This window comes from Natrinema soli, from assembly GCF_028618695.1.
In genome coordinates this window covers 1-1,885 of sequence record NZ_JAQIVI010000557.1, presented here as the reverse complement: position 1 = coordinate 1,885, position 1,885 = coordinate 1, and the positions used below count along the sequence as shown (strand labels likewise).

Here is a 1,885-nt window from a genome sequence, read left to right as displayed (position 1 = left end):
ATCTCCCCGACGCGCTCGAGGCCGACGAACTCGGCGGCGCGGCGCTGGACGTCTTCGAGGGCGAACCGCTTCCCGAAGAATCGCCGCTGTGGGATCGCGACGACGTGCTCGTGACGCCGCACATGGCCGGCAGTACCCCCCACTACTGGGAGCGCTGTGCGGACGTCTTCGTGCGAAACTACGAGCGGTTCCGCGAGGGCGAGGCCCTCGAGAATCGCATCGTCTGAGGCGGTCTGCTGGAACTGGTTACCGGCGCTCGTTTTCCGTGACGGTCGCGAAACGCGGCCATAGATTGAAGCCCCGTCACGTCGAGCATCGTGTATGTCAGATCTTCGCATCGACGCGATGGTGCCCGGACTGTCGACCGACTCCGGCGCGGCCGCCGCGCGCGCAGAAACCCTCGGATTCGACGGTGTCTGGACGCCCGAGATGGACAACGACGCCTTTCTCCCCCATCCGCTGATCGCGGAGCGGACGAAGACGATCCAACAGGGAACGCGCATCGCGCTATCGTTTACCCGCAGTCCGATGGCGCTGGCCTACACCGCGTGGGATCTCGCGCAGTACTCCGACGGCCGGTTCGTGCTCGGAATCGGCACGCAGGTCAAGGGCCACAACGAGCGCCGGTTCAGCGTCGACTGGGCGTCGCCGGGACCCAGACTGCGGGAGGTCGTCGAGTCCCTCCGGCACATCTTCGATGTCTTTCAGGGCGAGGCCGAACTGGACTACGACGGCGACCACTACTCGTTCTCGCTCATGACGGACAATTTCAACCCCGGACCGATCGACCATCCCGACGTCCCGATCTACATCGCGGGCGTCAACGAGTACAACATCCGGCTCGCGGGCGAGCTCTGCGACGGATTGGCGATGCACCCGTTCAACACCCCCGGCTACACCGACGAGGTCATCGCTCCGACCGTCGCCGAGGGGGCCGACCGCGAGGACCGATCGCTCGAGGACGTGTCGCTCTCCGCGAGCCCGTTCGTCGTGACGGGGGACACCGAGGAGGAACGCGAGCGATCGCGGGCGGCGGTGCGCCGGCGCATCGCCTTCTACGGCAGCACCCGGACCTACCACGACGTGCTCGCCCACCACGGCTGGCGGTCGGTTGGCGAAGAGTTACACGAGCTCTCGAGGGAGCAGCGCTGGGAGGAGATGACCGACCTCGTCACCGACGAAATGGTGGCGACGTTTGCGATCGAAGCGCCGCCAGAAGCGTTACTCGCCCGGGCCGAGGACGTCTACGGCGGCATCGCCGATCGGGTCGTCCTCCCGCTCGATCACGGCGAGGCCTTTCTGACCGAGTAGTAGCGGACGCCGTCGCGGTCCTCGTACTCGATCCTGTCTCGGGCCTCGAGCGTGCCGAGCGCGCCGAGCGTGTCGAGCAACTGGGCCGGATGGCGGACCTCACCGGTGCGGTTCCGGGTGATTTCGACGGGCGTCGCGGGCCCGACGGCCGAGACTGCCTCGAGGGTCTCGGCCGCGAGCGCCTCGAGCGAGGATCGAGTGGTGTCGATCACGCCCTCGTACTCGGTGAAGACTGGACCGTGCCCGGGGAAAACGCGATCGATGGCCCGCCCCTCGAGTCGGTCCATCGCGGCGTGGAAGGCGTCGACGGCCTCGTAGGCCCCGAAATCGAGGCCGACGTGGATCGCGCCGGGTCGGAACGGCTCGATGAGCGCGTCGCCGCTGAACAGGGCGCGTTCGCCGTTCAGCTCCGTTTCGAGGCTCGCATGGTGGATCTGGTGGCCGGGCGTGTGGACGGCCTCAAACTCGCGGCCCGTGACGACGAACGGCTCGCCGAACTCGAACGGGACGGTCTCCTCAGGCGCGAGCAACCGGCGGTTGCGCTCGAGGGAGGACCTGGCGCGCTCGATCTCCC

The 1,885-nt window shown here is 67.6% G+C and carries 3 protein-coding genes; 2 read left to right on the top strand and 1 reads right to left on the bottom strand.

Features of this window, described 5'->3' with window-relative positions:
• Together PGX04_RS26500 and PGX04_RS26495 are read left to right on the top strand one after the other, a co-directional pair.
• A partial coding sequence (locus PGX04_RS26500; protein ID WP_273741228.1) for an NAD(P)-dependent oxidoreductase occupies window positions 1–227 on the top strand: 227 nt, incomplete at its 5' end.
• Window positions 228–321: 94 nt separating this feature from the next.
• Window positions 322–1,311 carry a TIGR03617 family F420-dependent LLM class oxidoreductase gene (locus tag PGX04_RS26495; protein ID WP_273741227.1) on the top strand — a complete coding sequence of 330 codons (990 nt, stop codon included), beginning with the start codon at window positions 322–324 and terminating at the stop codon, window positions 1,309–1,311.
• On the opposite strand, the gene PGX04_RS26490 is transcribed toward PGX04_RS26495, so the two are convergent.
• Window positions 1,284–1,885: MBL fold metallo-hydrolase (locus PGX04_RS26490; protein ID WP_273741226.1), on the bottom strand; the 602-nt coding region annotated here is incomplete at its 5' end. The genes PGX04_RS26495 and PGX04_RS26490 overlap by 28 nt on opposite strands.